This is a genomic window from Buchnera aphidicola (Periphyllus testudinaceus), assembly GCF_964059035.1.
Classification (GTDB): domain Bacteria; phylum Pseudomonadota; class Gammaproteobacteria; order Enterobacterales; family Enterobacteriaceae; genus Buchnera_J; species Buchnera_J aphidicola_BN.
In genome coordinates, this window is the sequence record NZ_OZ060380.1 from 427,714 (window position 1) to 451,467 (window position 23,754).

A 23,754-nucleotide genomic window follows, 5' to 3' on the forward strand; every position below is an offset into this window, starting at 1 on the left:
TATTATGAAAAAAAAAATATATTGTAATTTTTTTAAAAAAAAAATGAATGGATTAAATTACCAAGTATACCCTGGAAAACTAGGAAAAAAAATTTATAATAATATATCTAAAAAAGCTTGGAAAAAATGGATAAAAAAACAAACTATACTAATTAATGAAAAAAAATTAAGCATGTTAAAAATATCTGATCAAAAAATTATTAAAAAAAAAATGAAAAAATTTTTGTTTCAAAAAAAAATTTAAAATAAATTATTTGTTAATATATTTTTTAATTGATTTTTTAAATATTTTAAATACATTAAAACTTTATTTAATAAATATATTTTATTTGAATTACTAAAATATAATTTTTTTAAAAAATTAATTTTTTCTATATAAATAAAAATTTTTTCTTTATTAAAAAAATTTATTAAATATTTTTTCCATCGATTTTTATCTTTTTCATTCAAAAATATTGGAAAATTTCTTGCTTTAAAAAAAAACCAAAGATCTTTAAATCTCTTATCAGAAACTAAGTAATTTTCTTTAAAAATATTTTTATCAATTAATTTTCGAAAATTTTTAATTTTTTCTTGATCTGTAAAACTAAAAAAATTTTTATATAATTTAAAATCAATGTGTTTATATTTTTTTTTTTTAAAATTAATTTTAGATAATTTATTTATTACATCTATGTTAAAAAATTTTTTAAAAAAACATAAATTTTTAAAAAAATTTTCTTGATCTAATTTTAATCTTAAAATATCTTTATTTCGTAAAGAAACAATAGGAAGTAAAATAGGACATTTATTTAAATAAATAAATCTAATTCCAATAGAAAATAAATATTTTATATCGAAATTTAAAAATTTACTAAAATTTTTAATAAAATTTTTAAAACAATATTTTTTATCTAAATCCATAGTAATTAAAATATTTTTGTTTTGTGGATGTATAATTAAAGGAATAATTCGACCAAAATTATTTTTTTTAGAACCAAAATAACTAGAAATATAAATTAATGGTTTTAAATAATTTTTTTTCACTAATTTTAATAAATTATTTTTTTTTCTTATAAAAAATAAAAAATTAAAAAATTTTTTATTATTTTTTTTAATTAATTTTAATAAATTAATAGTTGCATATACATCAGATAAAGCATCATGTGTTTTATAATGATGAATTTTATTTATTTTAGTTAAATCTGATAATTTAAACGAAACATAATTTTTTTTATTTTTTGGCCAATTAATTCCTGTAGGACGTAAAGCATAAAAAGCTCTTATTAAATTTAAAACATCCCATCTCGTATTATTATTTTTCCAATGCCAATTATATGAATTAAAAAAATTTCTATAAAATATATTTCTAGTAATTTCATCATCAAAATTAATATTATTATATCCTAAAATACAAGTATTAGGAAAATTTAATATATCATAAATTTTTTTAGAAAAAAATGATTCATTTAATCCATATTTTTTAGAATATTGAGGAGTAATTGAATGAACAAGAATCGCTTCTGGATCCGGTAAATAATCAATAGGTGGATAACAATATAATACAATTGGTTTAGATATTAAATTGAAATTAAAATCTGTTTTAATACAAGCAAATTGTACAGGTTTATCTGATATTGGATTAATTCCAAAAGTTTCGTAATCATAAAACAAAAAATTTGTAGAAAATTTATTTTTCATAATTTATCATTTATAAAAAAAATATTATAAATAATAAAATATATTATATATAAAAAATATTCAAAACATTTTTAAAAATAAATAATATAAAAATTAAAATATATTTTATATTTTTAAACAAATTATTTTAATAAAACTATTTTTTTAAAATAAAATAAAATTTAATAAAAATATAATAATATAATAATGTTAAAAATAATTAAAAAACTAAAAATAAAATAAATTAAAAAAAAAATAAAAAATATTTTTTATGTAAATTATATTTTTTATAAACTCCTCCGACTGGGCTCGAACCAGTGACATACGGATTAACAGTCCGCCGTTCTACCAACTGAACTACAGAGGAAAATTAAATTATAACATAATTTTTTTAAAAAAAAAAATTTATTAAAGATTTATATTAAAAAAATTTTTTATAAAAGATTACTAGATTATTATCTATAATTCTATTATAATTTGTTTTATAAGAAAATATTTTTATATTTTTATTTTTTGGCCCTTTAGCTCAGTCGGTCAGAGCAGGCGACTCATAATCGCTTGGTCGCTGGTTCAAATCCAGCAAGGGCCACAATAAAATAAAATTTTAAAATATAAAATTTTTAAAAAAAATTTTATATTTAAATAAAATAATTTATATATTTTTTAAATATATATTTTAAAAAATAAAGTTTTTTAATAAAATAAAAAAATTTAAAATTCTATTGAAATAAATATAAAAAAATTTTTTAAAATAATTTTAGTTTTTTCCTGTATGACCAAAACCAAAAATTCCTCGTTCGCTCTTTTCAGAAAAATTTTTTACAACATTAAATGTTACTTTTTTTATAGGAACGAAAACAATTTGAGCAATTCTATCATACGGATTAACACAATATAATTTATTACTTCTATTCCATAAAGATACCATAATTTCTCCCTGATAATCTGAATCAATTAATCCAACAGAATTTCCTAATATAATTCCATTTTTATGCCCTAAACCTGATCTAGGAATTATAAAAGCAGATAAAGTTAAACTATTAATATATATAGAAATTCCTGTAGAAAATAAAAAAGATTCATTTTTTTTAATATTTATTTTTTTAGAAATACAAGCTCTTAAATCTATTCCTGCTGAACCAGTAGTGGAATATTTTGGAAAAAATTTTTTCTTTTTTAAATTTTTATTTAATATTTTAATATCAATTTTCATTGTAAATATTTTTAAAATTGTTAAAATGTTGGTTTATAATTTTCTATAAATATTTATAAAAAAATATTTAAAGAAAAAAATAAAAATGTTATTTATTTTCAGAAGATATAATAATTTTAATATTAGTACTTATATCTTTATGAGGTTGAAATAATACTATATGCTCACCTAAAGAACGCAATAATCCATTTTTTAATTTTATTTCAGATTTTTTAACTTTAATTCCCAGTTCATTTAATTTTCGTGAAATATCACGAACACCTATAGATCCAAATAATTTTCCTTTTTTTCCTGACTTTGAAAATATAACTATATTTTTTATTTTTTTAATTTCTTCTATACGAGAACGTGATATAAATAACTTTTTTTCTAATTTATTTTTTAAATTTTTTTTATAATTTTTAAAATATTCAATATTTTTTTTAATTGCTGGAATAGCAATTTCTTTAGGAAAAAGAAAATTTCTTGCATAACCAGGTTTAACTTGGATCATATCTCCTAATTTTCCTAATTTATTAAAAGAAATTAACAATATAACATTCATAAATCTCCTCTTTACTTGATACTATAAAATAAAAAAATATTTATTTTTTATAAAATTTAAATAAAACTTATTTATGATGATCCATATATGGAAGTAAAGATAAATACCTTGCTTTTTTTATAGCTTTTGCTAATTGCCGTTGATACTTTGATTTAGTTCCAGTTATTCGACTAGGAACAATTTTACCACTTTCCGTAATATAACTTTTTAATATAGAAATATCTTTATAATCTACGTGTTTTATTCCTTCAGATGTAAATCTACAAAATTTTCTTCGTCTAAAATAACGAGTCATATATTTATTTTTCCTATGCATAAATATTTTTAAAAATAACTATTATATATTATTATAATAAAAAATTTCTAAAAAATTTTATATATTTATTTTCTTAATAACAACTTCTGATCGTTTATCTTTTATTTCAGTTTTTTCTTTTAATATCGGAGACATTTCAACACTTATTTTTTTTGTACAAAAAATAATGTTTCTTATAATAGAATCATCAAATTTAAATGCGTTTTCTATATTTTTTATATTTTTTTGAGAAATTTCTATATTCATTAAAATATAATGAGCTTTATTTAACTTATTAATTGGATAAGATAATTGTCGTCTTCCCCAATCTTCTAAACGATGAATTTTTCCAGATAAATTAAAAATTAATTTTTTATAACGTAAAACAATTTCATTAGAATTTTCACTTTTATCAGGATGTATCATAAATACAATTTCATAATAACGCACTTTAAAAAAACTCCTTATAAAAAGAATAATTTTATGTTTTATATAAAATTTTAAAAATATAAAAAATATATTTATATTAAAAACTTAAATTTATAAAATAATAAATTAATTTTATAAAAATATAAAAAATTTTAAAAAATAAAACATATTTTATATATAATAATTATTTTTAAAACAATATTATAATAATATATTAATACAAAAAACTAAAAAAATTTATAATATAAATTTTCAACAAAAATTTTAAATTTTTAAATTAAAGATAAATTAATAATTTTATTTTTTATTTTAATAGATAAAATTTTTACCTTAACAAAATCTCCAATAGAAAAAACTTTTTTTAAACGTTTACCTTTTAAAAAATTTTTTTTTTTATTATAAAAATAATAATCATCTCTTAATTTTGATACATGAACTAAACCATCTAAAAAAAGTTTATTTATTTTAACAAAAAATCCAAACTCTGTAATATGAGAAATAATACCATTAAATTCACTTCCTATTTTTTTTTTTAAAAACTCAAATTTTAATAAATCTAAAACAAATTTATAAGCTTTATCAGCTCTTTTTTCAGTTATTACACACTGTTTTGAAAATTTCTTCATTAAAATTATATTATGAAAAAATTTTTTATTTAAAAAATAATTTTTTATAATTTTTTTTTTTTTATTTTTATTTTTTAAAATAAATTTAATAGTACGATGAACTATTAAATCTGAATAACGCCGTATTGGAGAAGTAAAATGAGTATAATGTGTTTCTGCTAAACCAAAATGACCAGAATTTTTTTCACTATAATATGCTTTTTTTGTAGACTTTAACAATGCTAAATTTATTATTTCTTTATAAGGTTTATTTTTTATTTTCTTATATAGATTAAAATAATCTTTAATAACAGGATTTTTTCCTCCTGTAAGTCTTAAATTAAATTTTTTTAACACCTTTCTAAAATTTATAATTTTTGAAAGAGTAGGAAATTCATGATTTCTAAATAAAGATACAACTTTATTTTTTTCAATAAATAATGCAGCAGATTTATTGGCTAATATCATACAAAATTCAATAAAATTATGAACTAAATTTCTTTTTTTTAAAATTATTGATTTTATTCTAAATTTAGAATCAAATATAAAATAAGGTTCATCACTATTAAAAAAAATAGTTTTCTCTAAATTTTTATTTTTTATTAAAATATTATTTAAAAAATATAAATTTTTTATATATTTTTTAATTTTTATAAATCTTTTACATAGAAATATATCTTTATTCCATATTTTCATAACATTAGAATAAGTTAATCTTGCATGAGATTTAATTATTGCTTCATAATATTTATAATAAAGTAAATTTCCTATCTTCGATAAAGTCATTTCACATACAAAACAATATCTATCTTTATTTGGTAATAAAGAAAAAATATCTGTAGATAATTCTTCTGGAAACATTGGAACAACTTTTAATGGAAAATATATAGAAGTTCCTCTATTAAACGCTTCTTTATCTAAAGAAGATTTTTCTTTAATATAAAAACTTACATCTGAAATAGCAACTAAGAGTTTCCAATAACCATTGTGTTTAATCCTATAACAATAAATAGCGTCATCAAAATCATATGAATCCTCTTCATCAATTGTAATAAACGGAAGATTTCTTAAATCTTTACGAATATTTTTATCAAATTTGTATTGTTGAGATTTTATAAAATTTACCGCATTAAGAACTTTTTCAGTCCAAACTGAAGGAATTTTATATTTCTTTAAAGCTTTTTTTAAAACACTATTCACATTTATTTTTTTTTTAAATATTTTTATATTAATTATCCTATTTTACAACTAAATATTTTTATAAAATATACAAAATATAACATATAACATTTTATAAAAATTTTTATATATTTATAAAATTTTTTAAAAAAAAATTATAATTTTTAAAAATTATATTTAAAAAAATTTATAAATAAAAAATTCTTTAAACAAAAATTTAACAATTTATACTTATATAAATTTTTTTAAAAAATTATTTAATATAATAATTTCACTACGTTCTGGACCAGTAGAAATTAAATCTATTGAAATTTTAATAAAGTTTTGTATAAAATTAATAAATTTTATTACATTTTTCGGTAACTTTTTAAATAAAACAATTGATTTAGTTGATTGGTTCCATCCTTTAAAAGATTTATAAACTGGAATAACATTTTTCCATTCTATTTCATTAGATGGAAAAATTTTTAATTCTTTTTTAGAATCTTTATTAATATATTTTATACAAACTTTGATCGTTTGTAAATAATCTAATACATCTAATTTCGTGAAACATATTCCTGATAATGAATTAATTTGAATCATTCGTTTTAATAATACTAAATCTAACCATCCAGTTCTTCGAATTCTCCCAGTAGTAGATCCAAATTCTTTTCCAATTTTATATAAATGATTATGAATATTACCAAAAACTTCTGTTGGAAAAGGTCCATTTCCTACTCTAGTAGAATACAGTTTCGATACACCTAAAATATATTCAATATTTTTAATTCCTACACCTGTTCCAGTAATTACTCCACCAATAGTACTATTTGAAGAACTAACATAAGGATATGTTCCATGATCAATATCTAAAAGAGATCCTTGAGCTCCTTCAAAAACAATTTTAAAACCTTTTTTAATTTTTTTATTTAAAAATAGCCCAACATCTTGAATCATATGTTTTAATTCTAAAAAAGAATTTAAAGATTCATTATATATTTTTTTATAAGAAACTATATTTCTTTTATAAATATTTTTTAATTGAAAATTATAATATTGAACATTTTTTTTTAACATTTTTGAAAAAAAATGAACATTATTTAAATCATTTATTCGTATAGCTCTCCTAGCAATTTTATCTTCATAAGCAGGACCTATTCCTTTACGAGTAGTGCCAATAGAGCTTTTTAAATTACTTTCTTCACGTGCTTTATCTAAAAAAATATGATATTCAAAAATTAAAGTAATAGAATGAGATAATATAACACGATCTTTAATAAAAATATTTTTTTCTTTTAAATAATTTATTTCTTTAATTAAGTCTATTAATGAAACAACAACTCCATTTCCAAGAATTGCTGTTGTTTTTTTATATAAAACACAAGATGGTATTAAATGTAAAACTATTTTTTTTTTATTAACTAATAAAGTATGACCTGCATTATTTCCACCTTGATATCTTACAACATAATCTGAAGTTTTAGAAAACAAATCAACAATTTTTCCTTTTCCTTCATCTCCCCATTGAACCCCTAAAATTACAATATTTTTAATCAAAATATACTACTCCAAATATTTTAAAAATTAATTTCTTTAAAAAATATTTATAAAAATATACACTATATTTTTAATAACTCTCGAATTTTATTATACATGAAAGTAACAGAAGAACTAATTTTTTCACTATTTATAGAAAAAAATGTTTTCATATTTTTTAACCAAGTTAATTGGTGCTTTGCTAATTTTTTAGTAGATATCAATATTTGAGACACCATATCTTGATAAGTAATTTTTCCTAAAATATAATTATACATATTTTTATAACCAATGCATTTCATTCCTGGGGAATTTTTATAAAAAGAACTATCTAAAGAAATTCTTTCTACTTCATCTTGAAAACCAGAATTTAACATTTTTTTTAATCTTAATTCTATGTTTCTATGTAAAATATCTTTATTTTTAGGCATACTAATAAATTTTAAAACTTGATAAGGAAATTTATAATTATTAAATTTTATTAAATCACTAATTTTCTTTCCAGACAAATAATATACTTCTAACGCTCTTAAAACTCTCTGTGTATCATTTGGATGAATTTTTAATGCCGAAATAGGATCTACGAAAATTAATTCTTTATATAAATTGTTTAAGGGTCTAATAGAAAATTTTTTTAAAATAAGCTCTCTCATTTTATTATTTCTAGAAGGTAAATCAGATAAACCATTTAATAAAGAATTATAATAAAACATAGTTCCTCCTACTAACATAGGAATTCTTTTATTTAATATAGAATTTTTAATTTCTTGTAAAGCATGTTTTCTAAACGTACCTACACAATAATTTTCTGTAATATTTATAATATTTATAAGTTTATGTGGAGCAATGATTAACTCATTTTTATTTGGTTTAGCTGTTCCAATATTCCATTCTTTGTAAATAAGACCAGAATCTACACTAATTAAATCAATTGGTAATAATTGACTTAATTGTATTGCTAATTCTGTTTTATTAGATGCTGTAGGACCCATTAAAAATATTACTAATTTTTTATTTTTACTCATAAATATTTTAAATTATTTTAAATTATTAAAAGAATCTCATACTATATAAAAAAATTAAAAAATTACTTATTTTTTTTATAATAATTTATTAATCCATTAGTTGAAGAATCATAACTTGAACAAAAATCATTTTTTTTTAATGTAGATAAAATATCTTTTGCTACATTTTTACCTAATTCAACTCCCCATTGGTCAAAACTAAAAACATTAAATATCACTCCTTGAGTAAAAATTTTATGTTCATATAAAGAAATTAATAAACCTAAAGTATATGGAGTAATTTTTTTTACTAACATAGAATTTGTAGGTTGATTACCTAAACACACTTGATACATTAAAAAATTATTTTTTTTATTATTTAACTTTTTGTTTGTTTTTTTCTTTAAATCTTTTTTTAATTCTTTTAAAGATTTACCAAAAGCTAAAGATCGAGTTTGTGCAAAAAAATGAGATAACAACTTTATATGATGATTATTACAATTATTATGAGAATGAATAGGAATAATAAAATCTGATGGAATTAATTTTGTTCCCTGATGCATTAATTGATAAAAAGAATGTTGTCCGTTTGTTCCAGGTTCTCCCCATATTATTGGTCCTGTTTGAAATGATATATTTTTTTTATTTCTATCAATACTTTTCCCATTAGATTCCATACTTAATTGCTGTAAATAAGAAGAAAATTTATGCATATATTGATCATATACAAGAATTGCTTCTGTTTCTGATAAAAAAAAATTATTATACCATATACTAATTAAACCTAATAAAACTGGAAAATTTTTTTTCAAAGGAGCATTTAAAAAATGATCATCCATTCTTTTTGCTCCTTTTAATAATAAAAGAAAATTTTTATACCCAATAGATAATGCAATAGATAAACCAATTGCTGACCATAAAGAATATCTTCCACCAACCCAATTCCATAAAGGAAGAAAATTTTTTTCTGAAATACCAAATTTTTTTACTTCATTTTTGTTCATAGATAACGCAATAAAATGCTTTGATATATCTGATTTTAAAAATTTTTTTTCTTTAAAAAAATAATTTCTAATTGTCTTTGCATTAGTTATTGTTTCTTGCGTAGTAAATGTTTTTGAAGCAATTAAAAAAACAGTAGATTTTATATTAATTTTATTTAAAACTTCTATCACTTGTGTTCCATCAATATTTGAAATAAAATGCATATTTAAATGATTTTTATATGGTTTTAAAGATTCAGTAACCATAAATGGACCTAAATCAGAACCTCCTATTCCAACATTTACAATATCAGTAATTGGTTCTCCAGTATATCCTCTCCATTTTTTATTTATAATAGAAAATGATATCGATTGTATTTTTTTTAATGTTTTATTAATTTTTAAAGAAAGATTTTCTCCATCAATAAAAAAATTTTTTTTTGAAAAATTTCGTAATAAAGTATGTAAAACAGGTTGATTTTCTGTAACATTAATAAAATTTCCATTAAACATAGATTTAATAGATTGTTTTAAAAAACATTCTTTAGCTAATTTTATTAGATAAGACATTGTTTTTTGAGTAATTCTATTTTTTGAATAATCAAATAAAATTAAATCATCAAAATTTAAAGAAAAATTTTTAAAACGATCAGGATCTTTTTTAAAAAAATCTTTTATATGAAAATCTTTTATTTTTAAAAAATGTTTTTGTAATTTATTCCAAGATTTTGTTTCTATAGGATTTATATTTTTCATTATCAAATTTCTCTCATTTTTTAAAAAATAATAAAATTTAAAATTTATATATTATTAAAAATATATTTTTATAAATACTCAAAAGTTTTTTAAAAAAATATTTAAAATAAAATATTACATATAAATATATTATACTAAAAACTAAATAATTAAATCACATCTTATAAAAATATTATATGAAAATAAATAAAAAAAAGTTACATAAAAACAATTTAATTTGGATTGATTTAGAAATGACTGGATTATGTTATAAAAAAAATAGAATACTTGAAATTGCTGTAGTAATTACAGATAAAAATTTAAAAATTTTAACAGAAGATTTTGTAATATGCATTTATCAATCCTTAAAAAAAATAGAAAAAATGAATGATTGGAATAAAAAAACACATTTTCATAGCGGATTAATAAAAAAAGTTAGAGAAAGTAAATATACTGAATTTTCTGCTGAAAAAAAAATCCTAAAATTTTTAAAAAAATGGACAATTCCAAAAAAATCACCTATATGTGGAAATACAGTTTGGAAAGATCGAGAATTTTTAAAAAAATACATGCCAAAAATAGAAAAGCATTTACATTATAGAAATTTAGATATTAGCACCATTAAAGAATTATATTATAGATGGAAATCTAATTATTTACCCACAACACAAAAAAAAAACAAACATTCTGCATTATATGATATTAAACAATCCATTAAAGAACTTTTATTTTATAAAAAAAATTTTTTTAATTTAAAAAAAAAAAAAAAATATTTTTAAAGAAAACTTGAAAATATCATCTATGTCGTATAATATTATTAATAAATAATAAAAATTATTAAATAAAAATTTATTAAAAATGCGGGAATAGCTTAGTTGGTAGAGCATAACCTTGCCAAGGTTAAGGTCACGAGTTCGAGACTCGTTTCCCGCTAATTAACATAATGCAATTTGTTTAAAAATACATCTTTTTCACATAAAATATTAATTAACAAATCACTTATATTTATAAAAATTAAAAAATATTTAAATAAAATATTAATAATATTTTTTTTTAAAAAATAAAAAAATATATTAAAAATTTTAAATAAAATTTTTATATAAAAATTATATGTTTTTTATTTTTTTAAAAAAATATTACTTTTATTTTTTTAAAATTTTTTTATGAAATATACAAATTTAATTTAAAAACATCTTATAAAAATAATAAAAAAAAAAATTAATTTTTATAAAATTTTTTAAAATATTCAAAAAAATATTAATTTTATTTCTAAATAAATTTTATATTTATAACATTATATAAAAATAAAAAAATTTTTTAAAAAAAATAATTTAATATATTTAAAATTAAATTAATTATAAAAAATAAAATAAAATAAAAAATTTTATTAAAAAAACTTTTTTATATAATATTTTTATAAATTTTAAGAAATATTAAATCTTTTATTAAACAATTCAACTCGCCCTCCAGTATCTACTATTCTTTGTTTACCTGTATAAAACGGATGACAATTTGAACATACATCTAAATTAATGTTTTTAGATAACGTACTAAAAAAACTAATTTTATTTCCACAAGAACAAATTGCTGAATTAGAAAAATATTTAGGATGAATGTTTTTTTTCATAACAACTCTTATTATTTAATAAATATAATTAATAATAATATATTAAATAAAAAAAATAAATATTTATTTTTAAAAAAAAATTAAAAATAAAAAAATTTTAGTTATTTTAAAAATTTCAATACTTATTCTCATAAACATTAATAACAAAAATTTTAAATAATTTTATTTTTTAAAAATTATAATTATTAAAAAATTTTTAAAAATTTATTAATATAAACTAAAAAGATATAAAAATGACAACTATATTAAGTATAAGAACAAAAAATAAAGTAGTAATCGGTGGAGATGGACAAGCTACTTTAGGACATACTATAATGAAAAGCAATGTAAAAAAAGTACGAACACTTTATAATAAAAAAGTCATTGCTGGATTTGCTGGAAGCACAGCTGATGCATTCACTTTATTCGAATTATTTGAAAAAAAACTTTCAATATATCAAGGTCAATTAAAAAGAGCTGCTATTGAATTAGCTAAAGATTGGAGAAACGATCGAATACTTAGAAAATTAGAAGCTTTATTAGCTGTTGCAGATAAAAAAAATTCTTTAATAATAACAGGTAATGGAGACGTTATTCAACCGGAAAATAATATAATAGCCATAGGATCAGGTGGGTGTTATGCTCAAGCAGCTGCATACGCTTTATTGAATAATACAAATTTAAATGCTTTAAATATTGTTAAAAAATCATTAACGATTGCAGCAAACATTTGTATATATACAAATAATTCTTTTACTATAAAAGAACTATCAATAAAAAATTAAGGAAAAAAAATGGCTTCCATGACGCCTAAAAAAATAGTTAAAGAATTAAATAAATTTATTATTGGTCAATTAGAAGCAAAAAAAGCAGTAGCTATAGCATTAAGAAATAGATGGAGAAGAATGCAGTTAAAAAATAACTTAAAAAATGAAATTACTCCAAAAAACATTCTTATGATAGGACCCACTGGTATTGGAAAGACTGAAATTGCTAAAAGATTAGCAAAATTATCTAATGCTCCATTTATAAAAGTTGAAGCCACAAAATTTACTGAAGTTGGATATGTTGGAAAAGAAGTAGATTCAATTATAAGAGAACTAACAGACATATCAGTAAAAATGATTCGAATAAAAACTATAAAAAAAAATAGAAAAAAAGTAAAAAAATTAGCAGAAGAAAGAATTTTAGATGTACTAGTTCCAGGAGCAGTAAAACATTTAAAAAAAGATAAAAAAAACGAAAGACCACTAAAAACTATACAAAGCTTTCGTAAAAAATTAAAAGAAGGAAAATTAGATAATAAAGAAATAGAAATTAACGTTTTAGGTTCCACAATGGGAATAGAAATTATGGCTCCTCCAGGAATGGAAGAATTAACTAATCAATTACAATCATTATTTCAAAATTTAAGTGGACCAAAAAAAAACATAAGAAAATTAAAAATAAAAGATGCAATGAAACTTTTAATAGATGAAGAAGCATCTAAATTAATTAATCCTGAAAGACTAAAAAAAGAAGCTATAAATTCAGTTGAACAAAACGGAATAGTATTTATTGATGAAATAGATAAAATATGTAAAGGAAACAACACATCTGGACCTGATGTTTCAAGAGAAGGCGTACAAAGAGATTTATTACCATTAATAGAAGGATGTACAGTATCTACAAAACATGGAGCAGTTAAAACAGATCATATTTTATTTATAACATCTGGAGCTTTTCAAATATCATCTCCTTCAGATTTAATTCCAGAACTTCAAGGTAGACTTCCAATTAGAGTGGAATTAAAAGCTTTAACAATAAATGATTTTGAAAAAATACTAACTGAACCTAAAACTTCAATAACTATGCAATATAAAGCATTATTAAGTACAGAAAATATACAAATTAATTTTACAAAAGATGGAATTAAAAAAATTGCAGAAACTTCTTGGAAAATAAACGAAAGTATAGAAAATATTGGAGCAAGAAGATTATATACTGTATTAGAAAAATTAATGGAAGACATTTCTTTTAATTCTGATAAAAATATTGGAAAAAAAATTGATATTGATTCTAATTATGTAAAAAAACACTTAAATGAATTAATTTCAAAAGAAGATCTTAATAAATTTATATTATAATTTTGAAAAAAATTAAAAAATATTATAAAAATTATACATTCAATATTAAATATTAATATATAAATGAAATTATATATTAATATTTTAAAATAATTATTTACAATTAATAAATTATTTAAAAAAAATATTATCATATAATATTTTAAAAAAAAAATATAAATTTAATAATTTATTTAAATTAAATTAAAAAAATATTAATACTGATCAAATTTTTTTAATAGGATATATATGACTATATGGGTAAAAGCTAAAATTAAAAAAATTGTATACTGGAAAAATAATTTATTAAAAATTTCACTAAAAGCACCTATAAACAAATTTATTGCTGGACAATTTTCTAAAATATTAATTAAAAATTCTAGTAAAAATAAAAAAATACAAAGAGCTTATTCATTTGTAAATCCTCCAAAAAAAAAAATAATAAAGTTTTTTATTACTCTTGTAAAAAAAGGAGAAATGAGCAAAGAAATAATGCTTTTAAAAAAAAATGAAGAAATTTTTATTTCAAAAAATTCTTTTGGTTTTTTTACTCTTAAAGAAATTCAACCATCTAAAAATTTATGGATGATTTCAACAGGAACTGCTATTGGACCATTTTTATCAATTTTACAAGAAAATAACGAAACAAAAAAATTTAAAAAAATTATTTTAATTCATTCTGTTCGTTATTTTTCTGACTTAAAATATTTAAATTTAATAAAGAAATTAGAAAAAAAATATAAAAAAAAATTAATTGTCGCTATTACAATTAGTCGTGAAAAAAAAAATAAATTTTTGTATGGTAGAATTACAAAACTATTTCTAAATAAAACACTTGAAAAATTTATAGGAATAAACATGACAAATAAAAATTCTAATGTCATGTTATGTGGAAATCCTTTTATGGTAAAAGAAATGTTTAATATTTTAATTAATGAAAAAAAAATGACAAAAAATCTTAGAAAAAAACCTGGAAATATTACAAGAGAAAATTACTGGTAATTTTACATAAAAATATATGTATTAAAAAAATAAATAAACAGAGTACAAAAAATATTTTTTCATATGTACTCTGTTTAAAACTGTTAAAAAAATATATAAATTTTATTTAAAAAATAAAATTTACTAAATTTAATTAAAAATTTATTTAACAAAATATGCGTATTTTACATCAGGTATTTTATCTTTATATAAAATACATTTTGCGCGAAGACCAAAAGTATTATAAAACTCACTTGAATCATACTTTATTTGAGCTAAATCAGATAAATAAATTACAATTAATTGAATATTTCCATCTGGCAATTTATCTATTAAATAATTTATATGCGAATGAATTGGAGAAAAATTCATAATATTTGATGTTCTTCTTAAAAAAGCTCTACGAGCTTCAATTAAAATATCACTATTTGCATAATTTGAAATTAATTGACGATCTTCTAAATTTGGAAAAAATTTTTCAAGATTTTTTAAAATTTCTTCTTTAGAATTTTTATAAACAGGAGATGAATTAAATTGAAAAGAAGATGTAGGATCTTCAATATCAAAATCTTCACTTAAATTAGAAGTTTTTTTTAAATCATTAAAAGAATCTTGAAAACCAGATAATAAATCAATATTTTCTTTTGAATGAATTACTTTTATTAAAACTTTCCATGTAATATGTTTAGAATCTATATCTAAACCATCACTATCTGATTCTTGATCTGTAATTTCTGACATTTCTGATAAACTATTTTTAATACTTTTTAAATAATAATCATTAGAATGTTCGTCTTTATTTTCTGAATCAATCGAACTTATATTATTAGATACATCATTATTAGATGAATTCTTTGATAATAAAAAATTATTTATAAAATTTTTATTTGTTGATTCTTTATTTATTTTTTTAAAATTTTTATTCATACAAGAAGAATTTTCTAAAACGTTGTTTTTATGAACTTTTTTATAATTTTTATCATTTGTAATAACATTAACAGTGCTCCTCAAAGAACTACTTTCCATTTTTTTTTTAAGATGTTTAAAAAATAAACTGTTTAATTGATTCATATTCATAAATGTATTTTTTTCTAATAAAATATTTTTTTTTATGCTTTCATTATTTTTTATAGAACAAAATTTTAAATTATTATGTAAATTCATATAATTTTTTTTTTTAAAATCCAAAATAGACATCATATTAATTTCCTTTGTATTTTTTATTTATAAAATAATAATTTATATTATTTATTTTATGTAAATTTTAATAAAACAAATTCTTTACTTTTATAAAAAAATTTAAAAATAATTCATAAATTTTTTTTATTGACTTTATTATATCATAATGATATTTTTTTAAAAAAAACAATTATTAATTAAAAATTTAAATAAAAAACTTGCAAAAATATGATTTTTATTAAAAACAAATACAAAATAATTTTATTAAAAAAAAAAAATGTACTAAAATTATATAGAATAAACTTAATAAAAAACAAAACTATGGAATCAATTTTTATTGATTTTTTATCAGGAACATATAACTTTAGAAGAAAATATAACAAACAAAAAGAACTTATTATAAAAGCTATGCGAACAAAATCAAAAAAAAATATCACTATTCTAGATAGTACTGCAGGTTTTGGTAAAGATTCTTTTGTTTTAGCATCTTTTGGATTTAAAGTATTCATGATAGAAAAAAATTTAATTATTTATAAATTACTATCTAATGGACTTAAAAGAGCTTATACAGACCAAAAAATTGGAAAATGGATAAAAAAAAGAATGATATTATTTCATTCAGATAGCTTAATTTTTTTCAAAAAAAGAAAAATTATTCCTGATATTATTTATATCGATCCCATGTTTAATAAAAAAAAATCTAAACCAAAAAAAGATATGTTTTTATTAAAAAAATTGTTAAAAAACACAAATAATGAAGAAAAATTATTAAAACCAGCAATAAAACTAGCAAAAAAAAAAGTTGTTGTTAAAAGATATTTAAATCAATCTTTTTTAAAAAAAAAAAAACCTAATTACATTTTATATGGAAAAAATTATAGATTTGATATATATAATACATAAATTTTTAAAAAAATTTACTTATATTTATATACTTTATTTTTTAGTTTCTTCCGATAAATTTTTTATAAAAAATGAACTCAAAACAAGAAAAAAAGTTAAAATATAAAAAATTCCATTCCATCCCCAATAAAACCAAAATATTCCTGTAAAACTTCCAAATAAACTAGAACCTAAATAATAAAAAAAAAAATATAACGAAGAAATTTCTAACTTATATTTTTTAGTTAAAAAACTAATCCAACTACTCATTGTTGAATGAGCAATAAAAAACCCTATTGCAAAAAGAAATAAACCTAATATAATCAAAAACAAATTATTAAAATATGTTAAAAAAACACCAAAAATCATAACATATAAAGAATATTGTATTACTGCTTTTCTTCCATATATTGATGATAAAAAACTAGCTTTAGGAGAACTATATACTCCTACTAAATATATAACTGATAAAAAAGAAATTAATATCTGATTTAAAAAAAAAGGCTTCATAATTAATCTATAACTAATATAATTAAATAATGATACAAAACTACCCATAAAAAAAAATCCAGATAAAAATAAAGTTTTACACGTTTTAATTTTAAAAGGTAAAATAAAATTTTTTATTAAAATTTTAAAATTTACTGAAGTTCTTTTAAAATTTTTAGAATTGGGTAAATTAATTAAAGATAAAAATGAAAAAAACAAAGACATACATCCAATTACTAAAAAAACTAAATTCCATGATAATACACGAGCAATAATATTACTAAAAACTCTTCCAGAAAAACCTCCAATTGTATTTCCACTAATATACAATCCAATACAAAAAGGTAAAATTTCAGAATCCATTTCTTCACTTAAATAAATAATTACTATAGAAGTTACTCCACTTAACGATAAACCAATTAAAGCTCGTATAATAATTATTTCAGGCCAAGTACGACAAAAAGAACAAATAATAGTTAAAATTGATGCTAAAAATAACGACAATAAGATAATTTTTTTACGACCAAAAAAATTAGAAATTGGACTTATAAACAAAATCCCAAAAGCCATTGAAATAGTAGAAACAGACAAAGCTAAACTACTTTGAGAAGGAGTTAAACAAAATTTCTTTGAAAAAATTGGTAAAATTGGTTGTATAGAATATAAAATTGAAAAAGTAGAAAATCCAACTAAAAATAAAGAAATAACAACTTTATAGAAATCTTTTGTACGATTTTGTATATAATTGTTTGTAGATATATTTTTTACTTTTTTATTTTTTATTTTTTTTTTTATAAGCATGATATATACCTTTAGTTATTAATTAAAATATATATTAATCTTATTTTTAAGAAAAAAAAAAAAAAAAAAATAGAACATATTTTTTTCTTAAAAAATTAATACCAAATATATCCATCATATATATTTTTCGCAGTACCAATTATATACATACAATTTTTTTTGGAATTAAATTTAATTATGAGTTTTCCTCCTTTTAAATTTACTGTTACCAAATTTGATAATTTATTTTGTTGTATTCCAATTGCAACTGCTGCGCATGCTCCACTTCCACATGCTTGCGTTTCTCCTACTCCTCTTTCAAAAACTCGAAGAAATATTTCATTTTTATTTATTATTTGCATAAAACCTACATTTACTTTTTTTGGAAATAAATAATAACTTTCTAAAAAAGAACCTATATTTAAAACAGGCGCTTTAGAAATATCTTGAACAAGAATTACACAATGAGGATTTCCTATAGAAACAACTCCAAAAAATATTTTTTTTAAATTAATATCTATACTGTAAATTTTTTTTATTTTATTACATAAAAAAGGAATTTTACTCGGCCTAAATTCAGGTTTTCCCATATTTACAGATATTTTATTATTTTTTTTAATTTTTAAAATTAAAATTCTATTTTTCGTACTTACAACAATTTTTTTTTTTTTTATAAATTTTTTATCATATACAAATTTAGCAAAACATCTTGCTCCATTACCACATTGTTCAACTTCATCTCCATTAGAATTAAAAATACGATAATTAAAATCAGTATTTTTTATTATTGAATTTTCTACTACTAATAATTGATCAAAACCTACTCCTGTATATCTATTAGAAAAATTTTGAATAATTTTTTTAGTTAAAAAAAAATTTTGAGTTAACGTTTCAATTACCATGAAATCGTTTTTTAATCCATGCATTTTAGAAAATCTTAATTTATTTTTTTTTTTCATATTATACAAATATATCTCTTGTATTAAATAATATTTCTAATACACTATTTTAAAGAATAAAATTTATTTTATTTTATTAAAAAAAATTTTTAATATATTTAAAATTTTTTCAAAAAATTAAATATTTACTCATAAAAAATTTATCTTTTAACTAAATTAAATAAAAGAAATATGAATAAACATAAAAATGTATTTAAATTTAATAAAATAGTTAACAAAATAATTTATAAATTAGAAAAATCTTTAGATAATTATTCAGGAAATATAGATATTGATTATGAATCTTATAATAATATAATGAAAATTCAAATTAACTTAAAAAATGAAATTATTATTAGTAGACAGGAATTTTTAAAACAAATATGGATAGCTACAAAATATAAAGGATATCATTTTCAATACTATAAAAATAAATGGTTTTGTAAAAGAAACAAATGTGAAATTTTTTCTTTTTTAAAAAACTTCTTTAAAAAAAAAACTGGAACAAATATATTAAAAAATTTTAATAAAATTAAACTGTAATATTTATAAAAAATATATTCGGCGAAAGAGGATTTGAACCTCTGACCTACTGGTCCCAAACCAGTTGCGCTACCAAGCTGCGCTATTCGCCGATATTAATTTATATTAAAATATTAAAATTCTTTTATTAAAAAAATATAAAAAATTTATGGGGTGGTTAATGGGGCTCGAACCCATGACAACTGGAATCACAATCCAGGACTCTACCAACTGAGCTATAACCACCAAATAATTTTTTATATTTAATTTTATTTAAATATATTATAAATTTAAAAATTTATCAATAAAAAATTTATTTATATTATTTTAATGCGCCTGACAGGAATTGAACCTGAGACCTCTACTTTCGGAAAATAGCGCTCTATCCTACTGAGCTACAGACGCTTTTTATGTAATTTATTGAATATTTAAAAAAAAATATAATAAAAAATTATAAAAAAATATTTTTTATAAAAAAAAAAATAATAAATTAATGTAAATATATTCTATAAAAATTTAAAAAATTAATAAAAAAATATTTTAAAATATTATACTTTAAATTATTTAATATTTATGCTTTAAATAAAAAAATTATTTTAAAAAAATATATTTTTATAAAAATTTTATGAACGCTTCATCATGTCAAAAAATTCATCATTTGTTTTAGTCATAGATAATTTATTAATTAAAAATTCCATAGCATCAATTTCTGACATTGGATGTATAATTTTTCTTAAAATCCACATTTTTTGCAATTCATCTATAGATGTTAATAATTCTTCTTTTCTAGTACCTGATCGATTATAATCAATTGCTGGAAAAACTCTTTTTTCTGCAATTTTTCTGGATAATAATAATTCCATATTTCCAGTTCCTTTAAATTCTTCATAAATTACTTCATCCATTTTAGAACCAGTATCAATTAATGCAGTAGCTATTATTGTTAAACTACCTCCTTCTTTAACATTTCTAGCAGCTCCAAAAAAACGTTTTGGTCTATGTAATGCATTTGCATCTACACCACCTGTTAAAACTTTTCCAGACGATGGAACAACAGTATTATATGCACGAGCTAATCTAGTAATCGAATCTAATAAAATAATTACATCTTTTTTATGTTCAACTAATCTTTTTGCTTTTTCAACAACCATTTCAGCTACTTGAACATGACGCGAAGCAGGTTCATCAAATGTAGATGCAACAACTTCTCCTTTAACTAATTTTTGCATTTCTGTTACTTCTTCTGGACGTTCATCAATTAATAAAACCATTAATAAACAATACGGATGATTATAAGCAATACTTTGAGCAATATTTTGCAAAAGAATAGTTTTTCCTGCTTTTGGAGGTGCTACAATTAATCCTCTTTGACCTTTTCCTATTGGAGATGCTAAATCTAAAACTCGAGTTGTTAAATCTTCTGTAGATCCATTTCCTCTTTCCATACGTAAACGAGAATTTGCATGAAAAGGAGTTAAATTTTCAAATAAAATTTTACTTCTTGAATGTTCAGGTCTATCATAATTTACTTTATTAACTTTTAATAAAGCAAAATATCTTTCTCCTTCTTTTGGAGGTCTTATTTTTCCTGAAATTGTATCCCCTGTTCTTAAATTAAAACGACGTATTTGACTTGGCGAAACATATATATCATCTGGACCTGCTAAATAAGAACTATCAGAAGATCTTAAAAATCCAAATCCATCTTGCAAAATCTCTAAAACTCCATCTCCAAAAATATTTTCCCCAATTCTTGAATGCTGTTTTAGAATAGAAAAAATAATGCCCTGTTTTCTCATACGAGCAAGATTTTCTAATCCCATATTTTCGCCAAGTATAATTAATTTTGAAACTAATGTATTTTTTAATGCAGTAAGATTCATAATAATAGATTCTTAATAAAAAAATTAAAGAAATTTTTATATTTAAAAAAAAATTGTTTAAATAATAATTTTTAAAAAATAATCATTAAAAATTATTTAATATGTTGATTTAAAAACAATTTTAATTTTTCTTTAGTAGATGATCCTACATTTTTATCTAAAATTTTATTGTTTTTAAATAATATTAAAGTAGGTATGCTTTGAATAGAATATTTTAATACAGTTTTTGAATTTTTTTCAATATCTACTTTAACTATTTTTAATTTTTTTTTATATTCATTATAAATATCTTCTAAAACTAAAGATAAAGCTTGACAAGGAGCGCACCAAGACGCCCAAAAATCCACTAAAATATAATTTTTTTTAGAATTTAATATATATTTTTTAAAATTTTCATCTGTTAAATTTTTAAAATTTTTTTTCATGTAATTAATCTCTATTATATTTTTATTTAAAAAAAAATTTTACTAAAAAAATTATATAAATTATTTAATTTTTTTTATAACTAAAAAATTTTATCATACAATTAAAATAAGTATATATAAAATTATTAAAATATTAAAAAATTATACTAAAATTAATTTTTTTCTTATATTATATAAATAAATTTTAAAAAAAAATTAAAAACTTTTTTTTAAAAAAATATTTTTAAAAAATCATAATATAAGAAAAAAATATAGAACTATAAATTAAATTAAAATTTAAAATTACTAACAATAAAATAAAATTTTTAAAATAATAATTTTATAAATTAAATTTTATTTTTTTCATATCTGTCATATATTTTCTTAAAGTTTTTCCAATTTTTTCAATAGGATGACTAGAAATTTTTTCATTAATTTTTTTTAAAATTAAATTATCTATATCATTTGAAACTAAAAGATTACCTAAATCTCCATATTTTAAATTAATCATAAATTTTTTTAATAAAGGGACAGCTTTATTAGAAAATAAATAATTTCCATATTCTGCAGTATCAGATATAACAACATTCATTTCAAATAATTTTTTACGAGCAATGGTATTTGCAATTAAAGGAAGCTCGTGTAAAGATTCATAATATGCTGATTCTTTACAAATTCCAGATTCAACCATTATTTCAAATGATAATTCTATTCCTGCTTTTAACAAAGCAACCATAAATAATCCATGTCCGAAATATTCTTCTTCTTCAATATGTTCTTTGTAAGAAGAAGAATTTTCAAACATAGATTTTTTAGTTTTATTTCTCCAGGAAATTAATTTTTTATCTTTATTATTCCAATCTTCCATCATTTTTGATGAAAATTTTCCTGAAAGAATATCATCCATATGTTTTCGAAATAAAGGAGAAAAAACTTTTTTTAAACGTTGGGACAATTTGAATGCTCTAATTTTTGAAGGATTAGATAATCTATTCATCATTAGAGTTACACCTCCATGTTTTAAAGCTTCTGTCATTACTTCCCAACCGTTTTGTATCAATTTCCCAGAATATCTTGAATCATGACCTTCTTTTACAAGATACTTATAGCACGTTATGGAACCAGCCTGTAATAATCCACATAATATTGTTTGTTCTCCCATGAGGTCAGATTTCACTTCTGCTGAAAATGAAGAATATAATATTCCAGCTTTATGAGATCCAATAGAAAATGCCCACGCTTTGGCATAATCTAGACCTTGATTTAAGATATTGTTTTTTTTATGAACTGAAATTAAAGCTGGAACTCCAAATCCTCTTTTAAATTCTTCTCGAACTTCTGTTCCTGGGCATTTTGGAGCAACCATTATAACAGTAATGTCATCTCTAATTACAGTTCCCATTTCAATTATATTGAAACCATGCGAATAACCTAATACAGAATTTTTTTTCATTAGTAATTGTAACTTTTTAACTACAGAACTATGTTGTTTGTCTGGAGTTAAATTAATTACTAAATCAGCAGTAGGTATAAGAGATTCATATGTATCTACAAAAAATTTATTATTCTTAGCTCTTAACCAAGATTCATTTTTTTGATCTATACTTTTTTTTCTAAGAGCATAAGATACATTTAATCCTGAATCTCGCATATTTAAACCTTGATTCAAACCTTGTGATCCGCATCCTACAATAACAATTTTTTTATTTTTTAAAATTTTTAATCCATTTAAAAAATGTTCTTTTTTTATCAATTTACAGTTTTTTAATTCTTTAATTTTTTGACGAAAATTTAACTTATTAAAATAATTTAGCATATTTA

Annotated in this window: 23 protein-coding genes and 6 tRNA genes; 9 read left to right on the forward strand and 20 right to left on the reverse strand. The window is 19.3% G+C overall.

Translation table 11 applies throughout. The features are described 5' to 3' along the window. The first annotated feature begins 4 nt into the window (after positions 1–4). A complete protein-coding gene (locus tag AB4W45_RS02085) occupies positions 5–244 on the forward strand; it encodes an oxidative damage protection protein (RefSeq protein WP_367671197.1) in 240 nt (79 codons plus the stop codon). On the opposite strand, the gene sbcB is transcribed toward AB4W45_RS02085, so the two are convergent. Continuing rightward, positions 241–1,680: an exodeoxyribonuclease I gene (gene sbcB, locus AB4W45_RS02090; protein WP_367671198.1), complete on the reverse strand. Its 1,440-nt coding sequence runs from the start codon at positions 1,678–1,680 to the stop codon at positions 241–243. The two genes, AB4W45_RS02085 and sbcB, sit on opposite strands and share 4 nt — an antisense overlap. 273 nt (positions 1,681–1,953) lie before the next feature. After that, a tRNA-Asn gene (locus tag AB4W45_RS02095) sits at positions 1,954–2,026 on the reverse strand. A 148-nt stretch (positions 2,027–2,174) separates the two neighbouring features. On the opposite strand from AB4W45_RS02095, the gene AB4W45_RS02100 reads away from it, so the two are divergent. Then, a tRNA-Ile gene (locus tag AB4W45_RS02100) sits at positions 2,175–2,248 on the forward strand. A 168-nt stretch (positions 2,249–2,416) separates the two neighbouring features. On the opposite strand, the gene dut is transcribed toward AB4W45_RS02100, so the two are convergent. From dut to pgi, 8 genes are all read right to left on the reverse strand, one after another. Continuing rightward, positions 2,417–2,872, reverse strand: a complete 456-nt coding sequence (gene dut, locus AB4W45_RS02105) for a dUTP diphosphatase (RefSeq protein ID WP_367671200.1) — start codon at positions 2,870–2,872, stop codon at positions 2,417–2,419. An 88-nt stretch (positions 2,873–2,960) separates the two neighbouring features. Next, entirely contained in the window at positions 2,961–3,416 is a 456-nt protein-coding gene (rplI, locus tag AB4W45_RS02110) for a 50S ribosomal protein L9 (protein WP_367671201.1), read from the reverse strand. A gap of 67 nt (positions 3,417–3,483) precedes the next feature. Beyond that, entirely contained in the window at positions 3,484–3,711 is a 228-nt protein-coding gene (gene rpsR, locus AB4W45_RS02115; protein ID WP_367671203.1) for a 30S ribosomal protein S18, read from the reverse strand. 78 nt (positions 3,712–3,789) lie between these two features. After that, the gene (gene rpsF / locus AB4W45_RS02120) at positions 3,790–4,161 is read right to left on the reverse strand and encodes a 30S ribosomal protein S6 (protein ID WP_367671204.1); all 372 of its coding nucleotides are present in this window, start codon (positions 4,159–4,161) and stop codon (positions 3,790–3,792) included. Between the two features lie 251 nt (positions 4,162–4,412). Next, positions 4,413–5,945, reverse strand: coding sequence for a ribonuclease R family protein (locus AB4W45_RS02125; RefSeq protein WP_367671206.1), 1,533 nt, complete (start codon positions 5,943–5,945; stop codon positions 4,413–4,415). Positions 5,946–6,155: 210 nt separating this feature from the next. Continuing rightward, positions 6,156–7,463, reverse strand: a complete 1,308-nt coding sequence (locus tag AB4W45_RS02130; RefSeq protein ID WP_367671208.1) for an adenylosuccinate synthase — start codon at positions 7,461–7,463, stop codon at positions 6,156–6,158. 62 nt (positions 7,464–7,525) lie between these two features. Beyond that, the gene (gene miaA / locus AB4W45_RS02135) at positions 7,526–8,467 is read right to left on the reverse strand and encodes a tRNA (adenosine(37)-N6)-dimethylallyltransferase MiaA (protein WP_367671210.1); all 942 of its coding nucleotides are present in this window, start codon (positions 8,465–8,467) and stop codon (positions 7,526–7,528) included. A gap of 62 nt (positions 8,468–8,529) precedes the next feature. Beyond that, positions 8,530–10,185 (reverse strand): glucose-6-phosphate isomerase, encoded by a 1,656-nt coding sequence (pgi, locus tag AB4W45_RS02140; protein ID WP_367671212.1) that lies wholly within the window; start codon positions 10,183–10,185, stop codon positions 8,530–8,532. A gap of 176 nt (positions 10,186–10,361) precedes the next feature. On the opposite strand from pgi, the gene orn reads away from it, so the two are divergent. Next, complete coding sequence (orn, locus tag AB4W45_RS02145; RefSeq protein WP_367671213.1) at positions 10,362–10,943, forward strand: oligoribonuclease; 582 nt, start codon at positions 10,362–10,364, stop codon at positions 10,941–10,943. An 81-nt stretch (positions 10,944–11,024) separates the two neighbouring features. Beyond that, positions 11,025–11,097: transfer RNA gene (locus AB4W45_RS02150), tRNA-Gly, on the forward strand. Between the two features lie 490 nt (positions 11,098–11,587). Here the strand turns inward: AB4W45_RS02150 and rpmE are convergent. Continuing rightward, positions 11,588–11,791: a 50S ribosomal protein L31 gene (gene rpmE / locus AB4W45_RS02155; RefSeq protein ID WP_367671215.1), complete on the reverse strand. Its 204-nt coding sequence runs from the start codon at positions 11,789–11,791 to the stop codon at positions 11,588–11,590. Positions 11,792–12,024: 233 nt separating this feature from the next. Here rpmE and hslV point away from each other — a divergent pair, with 233 nt between their 5' ends. The 3 genes from hslV (at position 12,025) to AB4W45_RS02170 (ending at position 14,877) form a co-directional block, all read left to right on the forward strand. Then, positions 12,025–12,555, forward strand: a complete 531-nt coding sequence (hslV, locus tag AB4W45_RS02160; RefSeq protein ID WP_367671216.1) for an ATP-dependent protease subunit HslV — start codon at positions 12,025–12,027, stop codon at positions 12,553–12,555. 9 nt (positions 12,556–12,564) lie between these two features. Beyond that, a complete protein-coding gene (hslU, locus tag AB4W45_RS02165; protein ID WP_367671217.1) occupies positions 12,565–13,896 on the forward strand; it encodes an HslU--HslV peptidase ATPase subunit in 1,332 nt (443 codons plus the stop codon). A gap of 228 nt (positions 13,897–14,124) precedes the next feature. After that, positions 14,125–14,877 (forward strand): ferredoxin--NADP reductase, encoded by a 753-nt coding sequence (locus AB4W45_RS02170; protein WP_367671219.1) that lies wholly within the window; start codon positions 14,125–14,127, stop codon positions 14,875–14,877. Between the two features lie 141 nt (positions 14,878–15,018). Here the strand turns inward: AB4W45_RS02170 and AB4W45_RS02175 are convergent, their stop codons facing one another. Next, the gene (locus AB4W45_RS02175) at positions 15,019–16,056 is read right to left on the reverse strand and encodes a hypothetical protein (RefSeq protein WP_367671221.1); all 1,038 of its coding nucleotides are present in this window, start codon (positions 16,054–16,056) and stop codon (positions 15,019–15,021) included. Between the two features lie 207 nt (positions 16,057–16,263). Between AB4W45_RS02175 and AB4W45_RS02180 the strand changes: the two genes are divergently transcribed. Then, entirely contained in the window at positions 16,264–16,938 is a 675-nt protein-coding gene (locus AB4W45_RS02180) for a class I SAM-dependent methyltransferase (protein ID WP_367671222.1), read from the forward strand. Positions 16,939–16,971: 33 nt separating this feature from the next. Here the strand turns inward: AB4W45_RS02180 and AB4W45_RS02185 are convergent, their stop codons facing one another. Both AB4W45_RS02185 and dapF read right to left on the reverse strand, forming a co-directional pair. Beyond that, positions 16,972–18,207 (reverse strand): MFS transporter, encoded by a 1,236-nt coding sequence (locus AB4W45_RS02185; RefSeq protein WP_367671223.1) that lies wholly within the window; start codon positions 18,205–18,207, stop codon positions 16,972–16,974. 95 nt (positions 18,208–18,302) lie between these two features. Continuing rightward, positions 18,303–19,145 carry a diaminopimelate epimerase gene (dapF, locus tag AB4W45_RS02190; RefSeq protein ID WP_367671224.1) on the reverse strand — a complete coding sequence of 281 codons (843 nt, stop codon included), beginning with the start codon at positions 19,143–19,145 and terminating at the stop codon, positions 18,303–18,305. 171 nt (positions 19,146–19,316) lie between these two features. Between dapF and cyaY the strand changes: the two genes are divergently transcribed. After that, a complete protein-coding gene (cyaY, locus tag AB4W45_RS02195) occupies positions 19,317–19,667 on the forward strand; it encodes an iron donor protein CyaY (RefSeq protein ID WP_367671226.1) in 351 nt (116 codons plus the stop codon). Between the two features lie 18 nt (positions 19,668–19,685). On the opposite strand, the gene AB4W45_RS02200 is transcribed toward cyaY, so the two are convergent. The 6 genes from AB4W45_RS02200 to ilvC form a co-directional block, all read right to left on the reverse strand. Continuing rightward, a tRNA-Pro gene (locus tag AB4W45_RS02200) sits at positions 19,686–19,759 on the reverse strand. A gap of 57 nt (positions 19,760–19,816) precedes the next feature. Further along, a tRNA-His gene (locus AB4W45_RS02205) sits at positions 19,817–19,892 on the reverse strand. Positions 19,893–19,977: 85 nt separating this feature from the next. Further along, positions 19,978–20,051: transfer RNA gene (locus AB4W45_RS02210), tRNA-Arg, on the reverse strand. A gap of 218 nt (positions 20,052–20,269) precedes the next feature. Continuing rightward, positions 20,270–21,529: a transcription termination factor Rho gene (gene rho / locus AB4W45_RS02215; protein ID WP_367671227.1), complete on the reverse strand. Its 1,260-nt coding sequence runs from the start codon at positions 21,527–21,529 to the stop codon at positions 20,270–20,272. 92 nt (positions 21,530–21,621) lie between these two features. After that, on the reverse strand, positions 21,622–21,954 hold the full coding sequence (gene trxA, locus AB4W45_RS02220; RefSeq protein WP_367671228.1) for a thioredoxin: 333 nt from the start codon (positions 21,952–21,954) through the stop codon (positions 21,622–21,624). Between the two features lie 319 nt (positions 21,955–22,273). Continuing rightward, the gene (ilvC, locus tag AB4W45_RS02225; protein WP_367671229.1) at positions 22,274–23,749 is read right to left on the reverse strand and encodes a ketol-acid reductoisomerase; all 1,476 of its coding nucleotides are present in this window, start codon (positions 23,747–23,749) and stop codon (positions 22,274–22,276) included. Positions 23,750–23,754: the final 5 nt, after the last annotated feature.